The sequence below is a fragment of the Pseudomonas sp. FW305-3-2-15-C-LB1 genome (assembly GCF_058787615.1).
Window position 1 is genome coordinate 406,929 of sequence record NZ_JBYSZX010000002.1, and the last position, 17,963, is coordinate 424,891.

Genomic DNA, 17,963 nt, shown 5'->3' on the forward strand with positions numbered 1-17,963 from the left:
GCAAATATCAGGCTTCTACCAGGCTCCACTGCTTGCTCAGGCGCTTGTCGGAAATCGGCACTTTGGTACCCAGTTGCTGGGCAAACAACGACACCCGGTATTCCTCCAGCCACCAGCGATACAGCTCCAGCTGGGGATCGCGCTTGCCTTCCTGGGCATGTTTTTTCAGGCGGGTTTCGTACTGCGTCCACAGGCCGCCCAGCTCGCCGCTCCACACCCGATCCTTCTGCACCTGGCTCGGCAATTTCTCCAGGCGCAACTCGATGGCCTTGAGGTAACGCGGCAATTCCTTGAACCACTGCGCCGGGGTTTCCCTTACAAAACCGGGGTACACCAGGTGGCTCAGTTGCTGCTTGATGTCGTTCAAGGCCACGGCCTGGGCCAGGTCGATCTTGCCTTTGAAGCGCTTTTGCAGACCGTGCCAGAGTTTCAGCACCTCCAGGGTCAGGCGCGCCAGGCGCTCGGCGTGTTCGGTCCAACTGCCGCGCTTGCGCTCGGCCAGGGCCGCCAAACCTGCGCCATCCCGCGGCAGGCTGGCTTCGCCTTCAAGCACGCAGGTGTCGAGGCTGGCCAGCAGGATGTCTTCCACCAGCGCATCGATCCGGCCCAACTCGCGGTACATCAGGCCCAGTTCGGTCAGGCCCGGCAGTTTGCCGCGCAGGAATTTCGCCGGTTCCGCCAGTTGTTGCATCAGCAGGCGTTGCAAGGCACGGCGATGCTGGAACTCAGCCTCGGCCGCCGTGGAGAAACGCCCTTCCTTGACCGTGCCGTTTTCCTCCACCAGCGCCGGATACACCGTCATCGACAACCCGGCGATCTTCTGTTGCGTCTTCTCGGCTACCGCCGCGAACACCTTGGCCTCCACCGGCTGCTGGCTTTTTGCAGTTTGCGGTACGGCCAGCGCGGCCTGGCTGGCCTCGGCAAAGCGCGCCGTCAGTTCGGCGAGATCCCGGCCTTCACCGAGGAACTTGCCCTGGCCGTCGACCACTTCCAGGTTCATCTTCAGGTGGCTTTCCACCTGCTGCGCGGCTTCGGCCCAGGCTTCATCGCTGACCCGCACCCCGGTCATGCGCAACAATTCGCGGCCAAGGGCCTGGGGCAACGAGCCCTGGCCGAATTCGATGCGTTGCAGGGCCGCCTTGACGAAGTCCGGCACCGGCACGAAGTTCTTGCGCAGCGCCTTGGGCAAGTTGCGCACCAGGGCGATGCACTTGGCTTCGATCACCCCCGGCACCAACCACTCCAGGCGCTCCGCCGGCAAGGCGGGCAACAGCGGCGCCGGCACGCGCAAGGTCACACCGTCACGCGGGTGGTTGGGTTCGAAGTGGTAACTCAAGGCCAGTTCCAGGTCACCCAAATGCAGGGTGTCCGGGTAATGCGCAGCGGTGACTTCGCTGGCCTCGCGGGCCAGTACGTCTTCTTCGCGCATGATCAGCAGTTGCGGGTCTTTCTGGCTGTTGACCTTGTACCAACTGTCGAAGGTCGCGGTCTGGTGGATCTCTGCCGGCAGGCGCGCATCGTAGAAGGCGAACAGCGTTTCCTCGTCGGCCAGAATGTCGCGCCGGCGCGCCTTGGCCTCCAGCTCGTCGAGCTGCTCCAGCAATTGCTGGTTGGCCGCCAGGCACTTGGCCCGCGACTGGATCTCGCCACGCACCAGGCCTTCACGGATAAACAGTTCGCGAGACACCACCGGGTCGACCGGCCCGTAATGCACCGGACGGCGCCCGACCACAATCAGCCCGAACAGGGTGATCTGCTCGAAGGCCACGACCTGGCCGCGTTTTTTCTCCCAGTGCGGCTCGAAGTGGTTTTTCTTGATCAGGTGCCCGGCCAGCGGTTCGATCCAGTCGGCGTCAATCTTGGCGACCATGCGCGCATACAGCTTGGTGGTTTCCACCAGTTCGGCGGTCATCAGCCATTGCGGGCGCTTCTTGCCGATGCCCGACGAGGGGTGAATCCAGAAACGCCGCTGACGCGCGCCCAGGTAATCGCCGTCCTCGGTTTTCTGGCCGATCTGGCTGAGCAAACCGGACAGCACCGCCTTGTGCAGTTTCGGGAAATCCGCCGGCTCTTTATTGACGCTCAACTGCATGTCGCGGCAGATCAGGCTCAACTGGCGATGGGAATCACGCCACTCGCGCAGGCGCAGGTAATTGAGGAAGTTCTTGCGGCACCAGTTACGCAGCGGGCTGGCAGTGAGCTCCTGGCGCTGCTCTTCAAAACCGCGCCACAAATTGACCAGGCCGGCGAAGTCCGAATCCGGGTCCTTCCACTGTGCGTGGGCCTGGTCGGCGGCCTGCTGACGCTCCGGCGGGCGCTCACGCGGGTCCTGGATCGACATGGCGCTGGCGACGATCAGCACTTCCTGCAAGCTGCCAAGCTTGGCGGCTTCCAGCAACATGCGGCCCATGCGCGGGTCCACCGGCAGGCGCGCCAACTGGCGGCCCAGCGGGGTGAGCTGACTGTTGCGGTCGACCGCCGACAGCTCTTGCAGCAGGTTGAAACCATCGCTGATCGCCTTGCCGTCCGGCGGTTCGATAAACGGGAAGTCGGTGATTTCGCCGAGACGCAAATGCAGCATCTGCAGGATCACGGCGGCGAGGTTGGTGCGCAGAATTTCCGGGTCGGTAAATTCCGGGCGGCCGATAAAATCTTCTTCGCTGTACAAACGAATGCAGATGCCCGGCTCGACCCGGCCGCAACGGCCTTTACGCTGGTTGGCGCTGGCCTGGGAAATCGCCTCGATCGGCAGGCGCTGCACCTTGGCGCGGTAGCTGTAGCGGCTGATGCGCGCGGTGCCGCTGTCGATCACATAACGAATGCCCGGCACAGTCAGCGAGGTTTCCGCGACGTTGGTTGCCAACACCACACGTCGGCCCGGATGGGACTGGAAGATGCGCTGCTGCTCGGCTGGCGACAGGCGCGCGTACAACGGCAGGATCTCGGTGTGCTTGAGCTGGGCCTTGCGCAGCATGTCGGCAGCGTCACGAATCTCGCGCTCGCCCGGCAGGAACACCAGCACATCGCCCGGGCTGCGCCGCTCGCTGCGCTCATAGGCGGCTATTTCATCCAGGGTGGCGAGGATCGCCTGGTCGACGGTGAGGTCGTCCTCGACGCGGTTGCCCTCCTCGTCCTGCTCCAGGGTCAGTGGGCGATACCAGGTGTCCACCGGGAAGGTGCGGCCCGACACCTCGACAATCGGCGCATCGTCGAAATGCTTGGAGAAACGCTCCAGGTCGATGGTCGCCGAGGTGATGATGACTTTCAGGTCCGGGCGACGTGGCAACAGGGTTTTCAGGTAGCCCAGCAGGAAGTCGATGTTCAGGCTGCGTTCGTGGGCTTCGTCGACGATGATGGTGTCGTAGCGTTCCAGGTAGCGGTCGTTCTGGGTTTCTGCCAGCAGGATGCCGTCGGTCATCAGCTTGATCAGGGTGTTGGAATCGCTCTGGTCTTCAAAGCGCACCTGATAGCCGACCAGCGCGCCCAATGGCGTGGCCAACTCTTCGGCGACCCGGCTGGCCACGCTGCGTGCGGCGATCCGGCGGGGCTGGGTATGACCAATGAGACCGAACTGGCCGCGACCGATTTCCAGGCAGATCTTCGGCAACTGGGTGGTCTTGCCCGAGCCGGTTTCGCCGGCAATGATCAGCACCTGGTGCTTGTTCAGCGCTTCTTTGATTTCATCGCGCTTGGCCGCAATCGGCAGGCTGTCGTCATAACGAATCACCGGCAGGCTGGCGCGCCGCGCCGTGACCTGTGCGCAGGACGCCTGCATGCGCGCGACCCACTGCACCAACTTGTCCTCGTCGGGCTTTTTGCGCAACTCAAGCAACTGCCGACGCAAACGGTGGCGGTCGGCGAGCATGGCGTGATCAAGGGTTTTGAGCAGTTGGTCGATGGTGGGCGCTTGGTCGGTCATCAGGGCGGCAAAGGTCTTCTGAGTGAGGCAGGGCACGCCTGCATAGCTACGGACGGAAAAACGAGGGGCGATTGTCGCAGATTTCGGCATTTCTGGAGACGCTCAGTCAGTGACTGGCCGCGTAGCGCCTCCAAATGAACATATTTCATACACGAGCAAGTCGCTCATCCGACCCTTTCACAGTAAAAATCCGATGGTTTAAGTGAAGTACGCAGGATCAAATCAACCCGCCAGAAATCTCTGGCAGGTCACTGCATCGCTTATGAAACCGGAGCTTTTATGCCTATCGAATCGACAAACAGCCAATCTCATCTACCCAGCTACGATCAAGCCATGCGAGCCCAACCGCGCTCGGCACCGCAGGGACCACCCCCCCCCTATGAGTTCCCGCCCGCGTACACCGAGAAGCCATCGCACAACGCGTCCTCCCGGACCTACTCGACACCGCCCACTAATTTGAGGGCAAATCGAATCTCGAGCTTTCACACGACCAGTCAGGCAGTACGAGGAATGCGTTTCATGAGCAGCCTGTGACGCCACCGCAAAAACCGGATTGATTTCACCTTTAACATCTGAGGATTTCATATGCCCATTGACTCCAGCCGTTACTACAACGCATCCGCCCAAAACCTTCATAGTTACGCCAACAAATACCAGGACATTGCACCTACATCCTACTCGGCAAACAGTTCCTGGACCTCAGCCCCCTCTGGGTCTTCCTACACCTCCAAGAACTATCCGAAGCTACCCAATACTAAGGCAAGAGACCTGAACGCTGAGCTGCATCTGGCGGGAGCGGCTACAAACCCCCGAAACGCCACGGCCACAGTGACAAACGTAAAAAAGTCAGAAGATCTGAACGTGGCGAAGACACCGAATACGGTTACCAAGTTTGTTGTGACGGGAGACGGACAAATGGCGATCGCCAACATCAGTAAAAATGTTGCGCCAAAGATGGTTTCCCACCCCGCCATCGCCGAAATCGGCGTCGGTCCCGGTCAGTCGAACAATATCGTCAGTGCCGGCTACTTAAAGCAAACCATCACAGGGAAAACTCACTTATCCAGCACCTCGGGCCACTATCTACCCACAAAGGAGCATATGAGACCCGCACAGGATCACTTGGAAAATATGGGCGTCAGGTCGACCAAAAACCAATTGGGTATTTTCTGAATAACGATCGCTCAGTAATTCAAGTTCAGGAAAATTGATCGCGTTCCTTGCGCCGGTAAGGAAACACATCAATCACCTTACCGGCGCGAATCGCCTCCTGCAGGCCTTTCCAATAATCGGCGTTGTACAGCTCACCATGCAGCTCATCGAACAACTTGCGCTGACCAGCATCCGCAAACAGGAACGGCGGGAACTCCTCGGGGAACACATCCAGCGGGCCGATGGAGTACCAGGGTTCTGAGGCCATCTCATCTTCCGGGGTGCGCGGTGCGGGGATGTGACGGAAGTTGGCTTCGGTGAGAAAACAGATTTCGTCGTAGTCGTAGAACACCACGCGACCGTGGCGGGTAACGCCGAAGTTCTTCAGCAGCATATCGCCAGGGAAGATATTGGCGGCCGCCAGCTGTTTGATCGCCAGGCCGTAGTCTTCCAAAGCTTCGCGCACCTGGGCGGGGTTGGCGTTGTCGAGGTAGAGGTTGAGCGGGGTCATGCGCCGTTCGGTCCAGCAGTGACGGATCAGCACCGTATCGCCTTCGACTTCGACGGTACCAGCGGCGACTTCCAGCAATTCGACGAGGCATTCGGGTTCGAATTTGCTCAGGGGAAAACGGAAATCGGCGAACTCCTGGGTGTCAGCCATGCGTCCGACCCGATCGACGCTTTTGACCAGGCGGTACTTCTCGATCACCGTGGCGCGGTTGACGTTTTTCGACGGTGAAAAACGGTCCTTGATGATCTTGAACACGGTGTTGAAGCCCGGCAGGGTGAACACGCTCATGACCATGCCGCGCACGCCGGGGGCCATGATGAACTGATCGTCGGTGGTCGCCAGGTGGTTGATCAGGGCGCGGTAGAACTCCGACTTGCCGTGCTTGTAGAAGCCGATGGAGGTGTACAACTCGGCGATGTGCTTGCCCGGCAGGATGCGCTTGAGAAAGCCGATGAATTCCGCCGGCACCGGTACATCGACCATGAAGTAGGAGCGGGTGAACGAGAAGATGATCGACACATCGGCTTCATCGGTGATCAGCGCATCGATCTGGATGCCCTGCCCTTCACGGTGCAGCAGCGGGATCACCAGCGGCCATTGTTCGTCGCGGGTGTAGATGCGCCCGACGAGGTAGGCGCCTTTATTACGGTAGAGCACCGAGGAAAACAGCTCGACCTTGAGGTCCGGGTCCTTGCACACCCAGTCCGGCAGGTTTTCCCGCAGCTGGGTCTCGAGGCGATGAAGGTCGGCTGCGAGGTCGGCGTAGGGTTCGCTGAAGCGGTAGTCGGCAAAGATCTGCGCGAGCATTTGCGGGATTTGCCCGGCGGGCGTGTAGGTGCGCGTCTGCGCGGCCCGTGCCCGGCGCAGGCTGGGCCGGGTGGTGTGGATGAACATGCAGCCGTCGCTGATCAGGTCGTGGCTGAACAGGCCGCAGAAGATCGAGTTGTACCAGGTCTCGGAGAGTTCATCGTCGAAGCGCAGGTCGATCAGGCCGATGTAGGCACTTTTGACCACGGGCCACACATCGATGTCGAGCAGCGCGGCGTCATTGAAGTGCTCACGCAACCGCTGGGTCACCTCGGAGACCTTTTCCTCATAGAGGTTGATGCGCGCCGCCGACGCCGCCTGGCCCTGTTGCCACTGGGCCTTTTCGAAACGCTCGCGGGCGCCGTCGGTGATCTGGCGGAAGTGTTCGCGGTAATCGTCGAAGCCATCGAGGATCATCTGGGCAATGGCGAGGGCGGATTGCGACATGCGGGAAACCTCGAGCGGGCATCGGGAAGCCCTGAGCTTAGCCAGTGTACGAACACAGGAGAAGAGTCATTTTTTGTGCAGCCTTGTACAACTCCGTTCATTTTGTACATTTATTTTCAATTTATTTAATTCGACCAATTGGTCAATAAACACACTGAAAAGTCGCACATTGTTTTCCCCATACGCCCACAACGACGCGGCCTTGCCGCTTAGCGCCGGAATCCCGCGTACTTCCCTCGGAGCTCTGCTCCAAATACACCGTTGGATCCAACTAAGGGAAACCCTGATTACCACCTTGATGGCACTTTGATATATAGCGCGCCCTCTCCCACCCTAACAAGGTCCGAAGACCGATCCGGGAACAGGTTCTAATCGCCCAAGGAGCATAGAGATGTCATTGAGGAACATGAGGATCGGTCTGCGTGCCAGTCTGAGTTTTGGGGTTTTGGCCAGCTTGCTGGTGATTGTGGGCATGTTCGGCCTGGGCCAGATGGCCAAGCTGCGCCAAAGCGCGCTGGTCATCGAGCAATCGTGGATGCCGAGCATCGAGAACATCCACGACAGCGCAGCCTTTGTCGCCAGCATCCGCCTGGAAGCCTTGCGTCTGGCGACCACCGACGAATCGCGGATCCGTGACAACAGCAAAGCCCTGATCACCCGCCAGCGCAGCGCACTGCAAACCCTGCTCGAGCATCACAAAAGCCTGCTCAGCAGCGACGAAGAACGCCAGATGCTCAAACAGCTCGAAGGTAACGTGAACGCTTACCTGGCCCTCGTCGAACAGATCGTCACCCTGGTGGACAAGGATCAGCAGCAAGACGCCATTGACCTGCTCAACACCCGCCTCGCTCCCCAGGGCGTGATCCTCAGCAAGAGCCTGGAGGACCTGATCGTCTTCAACCAGAACGGCGTGGAAACCGCCGTGGATTCCGCCGCGCAGACCTATTCCAGTGCACAGTGGATCGTCGGCCTGATCATCGTGTTCGCCTTGATCGCCACCTTGTTGCTCGCCTGGCTGCTGACCCGCAGCATCACCGCCCCGCTCGGCCAGGCGCTGAGCGTGGCCCGCACCATTGCCGACGGCGACCTGAGCCAGCCCATCGCCGTCAGCGGCAAGGACGAACCGGCCCAATTGCTCAACGCCCTGGCGACCATGCAGGCGCAATTGCGAGGCACCATCCGGGGCATCAGCGAATCGGCGCAACAGCTGGCCTCCGCCGCCGAGGAGATGAGCTCGGTGATGGAACAAAGCACCCGTGGCCTGCAGGCGCAGAACGATGAGATCGAACAGGCGGCCACCGCCGTCACCGAAATGAGCGCGGCCGTGGACGAAGTGGCAGGCAATGCGGTGTCCAGCGCCGAGGCGTCCCAGGCCTCCGACGAGGACAGCAAGCACGGCCACTACCAGATCAGCGAAACCATCAGCTCGATCCAGAACCTGGTCGACGAGGTGCTCGGCGCCTCGAACAAGGCCGAAGGTCTGGCCGTGCAAGCCCAGGACATCAGCAAGGTGCTGGAAGTGATCCGCGGCATCGCCGGGCAAACCAACCTGCTGGCGCTCAACGCCGCCATCGAAGCAGCCCGCGCAGGCGAGGCCGGGCGTGGTTTTGCGGTGGTAGCCGATGAAGTGCGCTCCCTGGCGCAACGCACCCAGGACTCCACCGAAGAAATCGAGCAGATGATCACCGGCATCCAGCGCGGCACCCAGGATACGGTCGAAGCGCTGAACAGCAGCGCCGAGCACGCCGGCCAGACGCTGCAACGGGCCAACAGCGCCGGTAGCGCCCTGGAGAAAATCACCGCAGCCATCTCGCAGATCAGCCAGCGCAACCTGGTGATCGCCAGCGCCGCCGAGCAGCAGGCGCTGGTGGCACGTGACGTGGACCGCAGCCTGGTGAACATCCGCGACCTGTCCACCCAGACCGCCGCCGGTGCCACCCAGACCTCGGCCGCCAGCCAGGAACTGTCACGCCTGGCGGTGGACCTGAATGGGCTGGTGACGCGGTTTGTCCTGTAATCATTAGACATGTCATGCAACACTCGCGGCCTTATTGAGGTAGGAGTGTTCCGTGAGACCTGTCGACACCTTGTACCTGCTGGGGCTCGCCGCCATCTGGGGCGCGAGCTTCCTGTTCATGCGCATTATCGCGCCGGAGATCGGCACGCTGCCGACGGCGTTTTTCCGCGTGTCGATCGCCGCCGCCGGGTTGCTGGTGATCCTGGCGGTGATGCGGGTGAGCTGGGATTTCCAGGGCAAGTTCAAGACTGTATTGCTGCTCGGCGTGATCAACTCCGGCATTCCCGCGACCATGTATTCAGTCGCTGCCCAAGTACTGCCGGCGGGTTACTCGGCGATCTTCAACGCCACCACGCCGTTGATGGGCGTGTTGATTGGCGGGTTGTTCTTCAGCGAACGCCTGACCCCGTCAAAAGTCGCCGGGGTGTGCCTGGGCCTGTTTGGCGTGGGAGTGCTGACCCGCGCCGGGCCGGTGGCGTTTGACCTGGAATTATTGATGGGGGCGCTGGCCTGTTTGCTGGCGACCACCTGTTATGGCTTTGCCGGGTTCCTGGCAAGGCGCTGGCTGGATCAGCGCGGTGGCTTGGACAGCCGCCTGTCGGCCCTGGGCAGCATGCTCGGCGCGACGTTGTTCCTGTTGCCGTTCTTTGCCTACAGCGCCATCAGCCAACCGCCGGCGAGTTGGGGTGGATGGCAGGTGTGGGGAGCGTTGCTGGGGTTGGGGCTGGTGTGTACGGCGTTTGCCTACATTCTTTACTTCCGGTTGCTGACCTCCATCGGGCCGGTTAAGTCGATGACCGTTACCTTCATGATTCCGCCGTTTGGGGTGTTGTGGGGCGCGTTGTTGCTGGATGAGCCATTGTCCATGGCGCATCTGTATGGCGGGGTGTTGATTGCGGGGGCGTTGTGGTTGGTGTTGCGGCCGCGAAAATTGTAGGAGCCCGGCTTGCCGGGCTCCTACAATACAGTGTCAACGCTTACGGAAGACAAACACCAAACCGATGATGATCAACCCCATCCCCAACAGGCTCAACATCCCAAGCCTATTGCCAAAGATCAGGTAGTCCATCACCGCCGTCACCGCTGGCACCAGATAGAACAGACTGGTGACATTCACCAGGTTGCTCCGGGCGATCAGGCGGTACAGCAACAGCGTGGCCAGCAACGACACCACCAAGCCCATCCACAGCACCGGCAGGTAAAAGCTGCTGCTGTGTTCAAAATGGAACGGCTGGAACGGCACAAACACCGAACACAGCAGCAACCCCGCCAGGTACTGCACCGGCAGCGTGCCCAAGGGCTCGTCGGTGATGCGTTTCTGCATGATCGAGCCAAAGGTCATGCTGGCCAGGGCCAGCAACCCGAACAGCATGCCCGCCAGGGACATGCCAGAGAGGCCGATGCCTTGATACACCACCATGATCAGCCCCGCCAACCCGAGGCCCAGGCCGAGCACACGGCTGAAAGAACGCTGGCGCTCCATCAGCACCACGGTGAGGATCGGCTGTACGCCCATGATGGTTGCCATCACGCCGGGGGTGACATTGAGGTCCAGGGCCAACAGATAGAAAATCTGGTAGGCACCCAACAACACCAACCCCGTCGCCGCTGCGTATAACAGTGGCTTGCCGGGGCGCGGCAGTTTCAACTTGAGGATCGGTATCAGCACCACCAGGCCCCCGAGGGCAATGGCAAAACGGATCAGCAGAAACGCAAAGGGTGACGCGTGGGCCAGGCCCCATTTGGAGAAGATCGCCCCACTGCTCCACAGCAGGACAAACAGGCTCGTCGAGGCCGCCGCGGCCACGGATTGTTTCGAAAAAACAGACATGGTTACCACCTGTCATCAGGCAAAAAAAGCCGATTCAGCAGACGCTGAAATGCATTAGGTTTTTTTCAGGCGGGCAGACGGGAACAGCGATCAGATGATCAGCCCGCAATACCAACACCCGGCGGTGATACGACTGCGTACACCGACGTGCTGCTGACAGGTGGAGGGTAGTGACTGATCTGCGCAGGCTGCTTGTCCCCGCACGGCACGACCGCAGCGTTGACCGCTGAATCGACTACCGCTGTGCGCTGGGAAGCAGGCATGGGCTGATCTTGTGTGAAGGGATGAAGAGGCTCGGACTATAACCAGCCGGTGATAGGTTTTGCAATCACTCTGAATGGAGGAGTTTCATGTGGGGCCCGTAGGACAGATCGCTATAATGCCGCCCAGTTTTTCCCAAGGATTTCCCATGATCGCATTGCCCTGGCTGTACCTGGCGCTTCTTTCCATTGGCTATCTACTGGCCTTGATCTACGGGCAATTGGGCGCGCTGGCGGGCGTGTCCGTCGCCCTGCTGCTGATTGCCGGCTACGCCGTACGCCAGCAACGCACGCCGTGGGCACGCTACCTGGGCCACGGGTTGTTTATCGTACTGTCCCTGAGCCTGGCGATGCACTGGTTGCCCGGCTTCTATAACGGGCGTGGCATTGCCCCGCAGCGCTTCACCGAAGATGCAGTACCCTTCTCGATGTACCTGAACCAGGACAAACCGCTGATCGGCTTCTGGCTGTTGCTGGCCTGCCCGTGGATTGTGGCGCGGCGTTCGTTGCGTTTGTCGATCTGCGTGGCCGCCCTGGCGTTGACCCTCACCGCCATCGCCGCCCTCGGCGGAGCGGCGTTGCTGGGCGTGATCAGTTGGGCACCGAAATGGCCGGAACAGGCCTGGCTCTGGGTACTTAATAACCTGCTGCTGGTGACGCTGGTGGAAGAAGCCCTGTTCCGGGGTTACGTACAGGGCGGTTTGAGCCGACGTTTCAAACACCTCCCTTACGGCGAGAACCTGGCGCTGCTTCTGGCCTCGCTGCTGTTCGGCCTGGTGCACATCGGCGCAGGCTGGCATTGGGTATTGCTGGCGAGCATCGCCGGGGTGGGTTACGGCCTGGCCTATCGGTTTGGCGGCCTGGGCGCAGCGGTGGCCACGCACTTTGGCTTGAATCTGCTTCACTTCGGGTTGTTTACCTACCCGATGCTGGCCGGTTGATCTCCTGCTGGGGAACGTGCACCCCGTCGATTGTTGCAAAAATAAGTTAAATAAACCGCCGTTCTTGCCGATACCCCCTGAAAGCCTTGCGGATTGAACAATCATGCGTAATAACCAACCCGTTACCCAGCGCGAACGTACCTTCCCCGCTCAGCAACGGTTGATCTCCACCACAGATGCCAAAGGCGTGATCACCTACTGCAACGACGCCTTCGTCGAAATCAGTGGGTTCTCTCGCGACGAACTGGTGCGTGCCCCGCACAACCTGGTGCGTCACCCGGACGTTCCGGCGGCGGTGTTCGCGCACATGTGGTCAACGCTCAAACAAGGCTTGCCATGGATGGGCATTGTCAAGAATCGCTGCAAGACCGGTGACCACTACTGGGTTAACGCCTATGTGACGCCGGTTTTCGAAGGCAACCAGGTGGTCGGCTACGAATCGGTGCGCATCAAGCCCACCGCCGAGCAGATCCGCCGGGCCGAAGCGCTCTACCAACGCATCAACCAGGGCAAGTCGGCGATCCCTCAGCGGGACAAGTGGTTGCCGGTGTTGCAGGACTGGCTGCCGTTTATCCTGGTGAGTCAGTTGAGTTTCATGATTGGCGCTTCGCTCAACTCCCACTGGGGCTTTGCCCTGGCGGCGGGGCTGTCGGTGCCGCTGGGCCTGCTCGGCCTGAGCTGGCAACAGCGCGGCCTCAAGCGTTTGCTGCGCCTGGCCGAGCAGACTACCTCCGACCCGCTGATCGCGCAGATGTACACCGACAGCCGTGGCGCCCAGGCGCGCCTGGAAATGTCGATCCTCAGCCAGGAGGCGCGTCTGAAGACCTGCCTTACGCGTTTGCAGGACACTGCCGAGCACCTCAACGACCAGGCCGCGCAGTCCAACACCCTGGCCCATAACAGCTCCAGCGGCCTGGAACGCCAGCGCGTCGAGACCGAGCAGGTGGCCACGGCGGTCAACCAGATGGCGGCGACTACCCAGGAAGTCGCCAGCCATGTGCAGCGCACGGCAGATGCGACCCAAGAGGCCAACCGCCTGACCGGTCGCGGCCGCGATATCGCCGGGGAAACCCGCGAGGCGATCCAGCGTCTGTCCGTGGCTGTGGGTGAGACCGGTGTGACTGTGACCCAGTTGGCCAAGGACAGCGATGAAATCGGCGGTGTGGTCGACGTGATCAAGGGCATTGCCGACCAGACCAACCTGCTGGCGCTCAACGCCGCCATCGAAGCGGCGCGTGCCGGGGAGATGGGCCGTGGTTTTGCGGTGGTGGCCGATGAAGTCCGCCAACTGGCCCAGCGTACCGCCGAGTCAACCGGGCAGATCCATGCATTGATCGCCAAGCTGCAGCAGACCGCCGCTGCCGCCGTGCAAACCATGGACGCCGGGCATCGCCAGGCCGAAGAAGGTGTAGCGCGGGTGATGGAAGCGGACCAGGCGTTGGTGGGCATCAGTGAAGCGGTGGCGCATATCACCGATATGACTACCCAGATCGCGGCTGCCACCGAAGAGCAAAGCTCGGTGGCCGAAGAGATCAGCCGCAACATCAGCACCATTGCGCTGTTGGCGGACCAGACCTCGGAGCAGGCGCTGAACTCGGCGCAGTTGAGTGAAGAGCTGACGCATACCGCCAATACTCAGTACTCGCTGGTGGAGCGGTTCAACCGGTAGGTCGCTATCGGGGGCAAGCCCCCTCCACCTTTGACTGTGTTCACAATTGGAATGTGAGAACACGGTCAAGTGTGGGAGGGGCTTGTCGAAGCGTCGCGCCGCCCCGATGAGGCCCTATAGGCCAGCCAAAAACCCAGCCACCCCCACTGCCGCGGCTTCCAGATGCTGCTCATGACTGAATCCCGACGCCTTCAACGGCTTCAAGTCATGATCCCCCGCCACCAGCCACATCACCTCGATGCTCGGCGACAGCTCATACCCTTCCACCGCCGCCCGATTGCCCAGTGCATCGCGCTCGCCCTGCACGATCAAGGTTGGCGTCTTCAGCCCGACCAGATGTTCGACGCGTGGCTTTTCCGGCTTGCCCACCGCATAGAACGGATAGCCCAGGCACACCAGCCCATTGGCACCCAATTCATCAGCCAGCAAACTGGCCATGCGCCCGCCCATGGACTTGCCGCCAATGGCCAGTTTCCCAGCGACATGACGTCGCACCTCGGCATACACCTCACGCCAGCATTCGAGTAGCTTCGGGGCCGGGTTGGGCGGGCGTTTACCGCCGTCAACCCGGCGCTGGGCCATGTAGGGAAACTCGAAGCGCAACACGTTGACGCCATGCCCGGCAAGGCGTGCAGCCATATCGCTCATAAAGGATGAGTCCATCGGTGCACCGGCGCCGTGGGCCAGGATCAGCGTCACGGGTGCAGCCTCAGCCGCCCCCGCCGCGACATCCCACAACCACCCATGTTCCCGCACACACTGCGCCCATTGATCCCCGTCAATACTGGCCTTGTGCTCTTTGCCCATGCTTGCCTCGCTTTTTAGTCTGCCTATAACTCCAGCCCAAGTGCCGCATCTGCTTGGGTTGAACCGTGGATGGGGAACCATGAACACTACTTTAAGTACCGCCTATAACTACAAGGTGGTCCGCCAATTCGCCATTATGACGGTGGTGTGGGGCATCGTCGGCATGGGGCTCGGGGTTTTTCTCGCGGCCCAATTGGTGTGGCCTGCACTCAACTTCGACTTGCCCTGGACCAGCTTCGGCCGCCTGCGCCCGCTGCACACCAACGCGGTGATCTTCGCCTTCGGTGGCTGCGCGTTGTTCGCCAGCTCCTTCTACTCGGTGCAGCGTACCTGCCAGACGCAGCTGTTCGCGCCGAAAATCGCCGCGTTCTGCTTCTGGGGCTGGCAGTTGGTCATCCTGCTGGCAGCGATCTCCCTGCCGCTGGGCTACACCAGCTCCAAGGAATACGCCGAGCTGGAATGGCCGATCGACATCCTGATCACCATTGTCTGGGTGGCCTATGCCATCGTGTTCTTTGGCACCGTGGCCAAGCGCAACACCAAGCACATCTACGTCGGCAACTGGTTCTTCGGTGCGTTCATCATCACCGTGGCCATCCTGCATATCGTCAACAACCTGGAAATCCCGGTCAGCCTGACCAAGTCCTACTCCCTCTATGGCGGTGCGACGGATGCCATGGTGCAGTGGTGGTATGGGCATAACGCGGTAGGCTTTTTCCTCACCGCCGGTTTCCTCGGCATGATGTATTACTTCGTGCCCAAGCAGGCCGAGCGTCCGGTGTATTCCTATCGCTTGTCCATCGTGCACTTCTGGGCGCTGATCACCCTGTACATCTGGGCCGGCCCGCACCACTTGCACTACACCGCGCTGCCGGACTGGGCACAGTCCCTGGGCATGGTGATGTCCCTGGTGCTGCTGGCACCGAGCTGGGGCGGCATGATCAACGGCATGATGACCCTGTCGGGCGCCTGGCATAAGTTGCGCAGCGACCCGATCCTGCGCTTCCTCGTGGTGTCCCTGGCGTTCTACGGCATGTCGACGTTCGAAGGCCCGATGATGGCAATCAAGACCGTCAACGCCCTCTCCCACTACACCGACTGGACCATCGGCCACGTACACGCCGGCGCCCTCGGTTGGGTGGCGATGATCTCCATCGGCGCGTTGTACCACATGATCCCGAAAGTCTTCGGCCGCGAGCAGATGTACAGCCTCGGCCTGATCAACGCGCACTTCTGGCTGGCCACCATCGGCACCGTGCTCTACATCGCTTCGATGTGGGTCAACGGTATCGCCCAGGGCTTGATGTGGCGGGCGGTCAACGAAGACGGCACCTTGACCTACTCCTTCGTCGAAACCCTGGTGGCCAGCCACCCTGGCTTCATCGTGCGGCTGGTGGGCGGTGCGATCTTCCTCAGCGGCATGTTCCTGATGGCTTACAACACCTGGCGCACCGTGCGTTCGGCGCAGCCTGTCGAAGCCGCCACCACTGCGCAGTTGGCCTGAGGAGTCTGTGATGAAACACGAAACGATTGAAAAGAACGTCGGCCTGCTGATGCTGCTCATGGTGCTTGCCGTGAGCATCGGTGGCCTGACCCAGATCGTCCCGCTGTTCTTCCAGGACGTGACCAACAAGCCGGTGGAGGGCATGAAACCCTACACCGCGCTGCAACTGGAAGGCCGCGACATCTACATCCGCGAAGGCTGCGTACAGTGCCACTCGCAGATGATCCGCCCGTTCCGCGCCGAAACCGAACGCTACGGCCATTACTCGGTCGCCGGTGAAAGTGTGTGGGACCACCCGTTCCTGTGGGGCTCCAAGCGCACCGGTCCAGACCTGGCGCGCGTCGGCGCACGCTACTCGGACGACTGGCACCGCGCGCACCTGTATAACCCGCGCAACGTGGTGCCCGAGTCGAAAATGCCGGCCTATCCATGGCTGGTCACCGCCGCCGTCGACAGCAGCCACACCGAGACCAAGTTGAAAGTGATGCGCACCCTCGGCGTGCCGTACACCGACGACGACATCAGTGGCGCCGTGGCCAGCCTCAAGGGCAAGACCGAGATGGACGCGCTGGTCTCGTACCTGCAAGTGCTCGGCACCGCCATCAAGAGCAAGAGGTGAGCCATGGGATTTGAATTCGATGCAGGCACCATCCGCGGCCTCGGCACGCTGGTGGTTGCCATCGCCTTTATCGGCCTGTCGCTGTGGGTGTTCAACAACCGGCGCAATGCGGAATTCGAGCAGGCGCGCCTGCTGCCCTTCGCCGATGAACCCTCTCCATCCGACGCTCAAGAAGAGCCTGCAATAAGGAGCACCCGGCCATGACCCTATTCTGGAGTACATGGATCTGCGTACTGACCCTCGGCAGCCTGATCGGCTTGACCTGGCTGCTGGTCGGCACCCGCAAGGGCGAGACCAAGGGCAGCGTCGACCAGACCATGGGCCACGCCTTCGACGGTATCGAGGAATACGACAACCCGCTGCCCCAGTGGTGGTTCATGCTGTTCGCCGGCACCCTGGTGTTCGCGGTCGGCTACCTGATCCTCTACCCGGGCCTGGGCAACTGGAAAGGCGTGTTGCCGGGCTATGAAGACGGCTGGACCCAGGCCAAGGAATGGGACAAGGAAATGGCCAAGGCCGACGCCAAGTTCGGGCCGATCTTCGCCAAATTCTCGGCCATGCCCGTGGAAGAAGTGGCCAAAGACCCGCAAGCGCTGAAAATGGGCGGTCGCCTGTTCGCCTCCAACTGCGCGGTGTGCCACGGCTCGGACGCCAAGGGCGCGTTTGGCTTCCCGAACCTGGCGGACAACATCTGGCGCTGGGGCGGTTCGGCCGAGGCGATCAAGACCACCATCCTCAACGGTCGCCACGCGGCGATGCCGGCCTGGGGTGACATGCTCGGCGATGAGGGTGTAAAAAACGTTGCGGCCTTTGTTCGCCACGACCTGGCCAAGTTGCCCCTGCCCGCCGACAGCAGCGCCGATGTGGCTGCCGGCCAGGCAGCCTTCAACACCACCTGTGTCGCCTGCCACGGGCCGGAAGGCCACGGCATGGAAGCCATGGGCGCGCCCGACCTGACCAAACCGTCCGGCTACATCTACGGCACCAGCCTCGCGCAGTTGCAGCAGACCATCCGCCACGGCCGCCAGGGCCAGATGCCGGCGCAGGAAGTGCTGCAAGGCAATGACAAGGTGCATCTGCTGGCCGCCTACGTTTACAGCCTGTCCCACAACGCTGATGGCGCAACGCCAGAAAGCCAGGCGCAATAACCTCTGATCGCCGCCCCATTTTGGGGCGGCAACCCTGGCGCTGTACGCGACCAAGTGTCACACCCCTCCAAAGCACAACTTTCCCCTCCTCACTTTCGGGTCTACGCTTGTTCCCACAGCGGACCGATCCTGGCGTACGCAACGACATTCGTTGCGACCCTCGAATTTTCCTGTCCACTCGATCAGCTTTCGATTTCCGATTTTGTCCTTACACCAAACATGGAAAGGGCGCAGAATCTGGCGTGGAACGCATTGATACAGGTCAGTCATTGCGTTGCAATGACCCCTCGCTTTCTACATACTTGCGGCCGATTTTACCTATAAAAAAACC

The 17,963-nt window shown here is 61.2% G+C and carries 13 protein-coding genes; 9 read left to right on the forward strand and 4 right to left on the reverse strand.

Going from position 1 to position 17,963, the window contains the following annotated elements; all coding sequences use genetic code 11:
- Positions 1-7: 7 nt before the first annotated feature.
- A complete protein-coding gene (hrpA, locus tag AC3WP7_RS05685; RefSeq protein ID WP_102630113.1) occupies positions 8-3,919 on the reverse strand; it encodes an ATP-dependent RNA helicase HrpA in 3,912 nt (1,303 codons plus the stop codon).
- Between the two features lie 585 nt (positions 3,920-4,504).
- Here hrpA and AC3WP7_RS05690 point away from each other — a divergent pair.
- On the forward strand, positions 4,505-5,092 hold the full coding sequence (locus AC3WP7_RS05690; protein ID WP_092242852.1) for a hypothetical protein: 588 nt from the start codon (positions 4,505-4,507) through the stop codon (positions 5,090-5,092).
- Between the two features lie 25 nt (positions 5,093-5,117).
- On the opposite strand, the gene aceK is transcribed toward AC3WP7_RS05690, so the two are convergent.
- Entirely contained in the window at positions 5,118-6,836 is a 1,719-nt protein-coding gene (gene aceK / locus AC3WP7_RS05695) for a bifunctional isocitrate dehydrogenase kinase/phosphatase (RefSeq protein WP_092242849.1), read from the reverse strand.
- A gap of 406 nt (positions 6,837-7,242) precedes the next feature.
- Between aceK and AC3WP7_RS05700 the strand changes: the two genes are divergently transcribed.
- Together AC3WP7_RS05700 and AC3WP7_RS05705 are read left to right on the forward strand one after the other, a co-directional pair.
- The gene (locus AC3WP7_RS05700) at positions 7,243-8,853 is read left to right on the forward strand and encodes a methyl-accepting chemotaxis protein (protein ID WP_371917400.1); all 1,611 of its coding nucleotides are present in this window, start codon (positions 7,243-7,245) and stop codon (positions 8,851-8,853) included.
- 52 nt (positions 8,854-8,905) lie between these two features.
- Entirely contained in the window at positions 8,906-9,790 is an 885-nt protein-coding gene (locus AC3WP7_RS05705; RefSeq protein WP_102592801.1) for a DMT family transporter, read from the forward strand.
- A 33-nt stretch (positions 9,791-9,823) separates the two neighbouring features.
- Here the strand turns inward: AC3WP7_RS05705 and AC3WP7_RS05710 are convergent, their stop codons facing one another.
- Positions 9,824-10,684, reverse strand: a complete 861-nt coding sequence (locus AC3WP7_RS05710; RefSeq protein WP_102592800.1) for a DMT family transporter — start codon at positions 10,682-10,684, stop codon at positions 9,824-9,826.
- 409 nt (positions 10,685-11,093) lie between these two features.
- On the opposite strand from AC3WP7_RS05710, the gene AC3WP7_RS05715 reads away from it, so the two are divergent.
- Both AC3WP7_RS05715 and AC3WP7_RS05720 read left to right on the forward strand, forming a co-directional pair.
- Positions 11,094-11,885 carry a CPBP family intramembrane glutamic endopeptidase gene (locus AC3WP7_RS05715; RefSeq protein WP_102592799.1) on the forward strand — a complete coding sequence of 264 codons (792 nt, stop codon included), beginning with the start codon at positions 11,094-11,096 and terminating at the stop codon, positions 11,883-11,885.
- A gap of 103 nt (positions 11,886-11,988) precedes the next feature.
- Positions 11,989-13,554 carry a methyl-accepting chemotaxis protein gene (locus AC3WP7_RS05720; RefSeq protein ID WP_058427327.1) on the forward strand — a complete coding sequence of 522 codons (1,566 nt, stop codon included), beginning with the start codon at positions 11,989-11,991 and terminating at the stop codon, positions 13,552-13,554.
- A 114-nt stretch (positions 13,555-13,668) separates the two neighbouring features.
- Here AC3WP7_RS05720 and AC3WP7_RS05725 read toward each other — a convergent pair whose 3' ends face one another.
- Positions 13,669-14,361 (reverse strand): alpha/beta family hydrolase, encoded by a 693-nt coding sequence (locus AC3WP7_RS05725; RefSeq protein ID WP_102592798.1) that lies wholly within the window; start codon positions 14,359-14,361, stop codon positions 13,669-13,671.
- A gap of 79 nt (positions 14,362-14,440) precedes the next feature.
- Between AC3WP7_RS05725 and ccoN the strand changes: the two genes are divergently transcribed.
- From ccoN to ccoP, 4 genes are read left to right on the forward strand one after another with little or no spacing between them, the layout of a single operon-like run.
- Positions 14,441-15,865 (forward strand): cytochrome-c oxidase, cbb3-type subunit I, encoded by a 1,425-nt coding sequence (gene ccoN, locus AC3WP7_RS05730; RefSeq protein ID WP_058427329.1) that lies wholly within the window; start codon positions 14,441-14,443, stop codon positions 15,863-15,865.
- Positions 15,866-15,875: 10 nt separating this feature from the next.
- Positions 15,876-16,484 carry a cytochrome-c oxidase, cbb3-type subunit II gene (gene ccoO, locus AC3WP7_RS05735; RefSeq protein ID WP_017735321.1) on the forward strand — a complete coding sequence of 203 codons (609 nt, stop codon included), beginning with the start codon at positions 15,876-15,878 and terminating at the stop codon, positions 16,482-16,484.
- A 3-nt stretch (positions 16,485-16,487) separates the two neighbouring features.
- Positions 16,488-16,688 carry a cbb3-type cytochrome oxidase subunit 3 gene (locus AC3WP7_RS05740; protein ID WP_010208563.1) on the forward strand — a complete coding sequence of 67 codons (201 nt, stop codon included), beginning with the start codon at positions 16,488-16,490 and terminating at the stop codon, positions 16,686-16,688.
- Entirely contained in the window at positions 16,685-17,632 is a 948-nt protein-coding gene (gene ccoP, locus AC3WP7_RS05745; protein ID WP_102592797.1) for a cytochrome-c oxidase, cbb3-type subunit III, read from the forward strand. Before AC3WP7_RS05740 ends, ccoP begins: the two co-directional genes overlap by 4 nt.
- Positions 17,633-17,963 lie beyond the last annotated feature (331 nt).